1 protein-coding gene is annotated in these 272 nt (G+C 62.1%); it reads left to right on the top strand.

The annotated features are described in order from the left end of the window. Positions 1 to 128: DUF6124 family protein (locus tag MA884_RS28155; RefSeq protein ID WP_371134835.1), on the top strand; the 128-nt coding region annotated here is incomplete at its 5' end. Positions 129 to 272 lie beyond the last annotated feature (144 nt).

Below are 272 nucleotides of genomic sequence, written 5' to 3'. Positions count from 1 at the left end.
TGGATGACTCACGCCGCTGCGTCGCCCTGGCGATCAGCCGCATGGCCGATGGGGTTCAGTTGTTGGTTGAGCGGGCGTTGGATCATTTGGAAACGAAGGAGGTGGCGGCGCCTGGGGCCAAGGGGTAGAGCTCCGCTTTGATGCAAGCTGTGCCGACGCCTTCGCGAGCAAGCCCGCTCCCACAATTAGATCGGAGTACAACCGGGAGAAACCAGGCCGGCTGTCAGGCCGCCTCGCGAGCAAGCTTTGCTCCCACAGGTTCTGCTCAAACA

The organism is Pseudomonas sp. Q11 (assembly GCF_024494355.1).
In the GTDB taxonomy this organism is placed as follows: Bacteria; Pseudomonadota; Gammaproteobacteria; order Pseudomonadales; family Pseudomonadaceae; genus Aquipseudomonas; species Aquipseudomonas hefeiensis.
The sequence above is the reverse complement of the archived record's forward strand: the minus strand, read 5'-3'. Positions and strand labels throughout refer to the sequence as shown.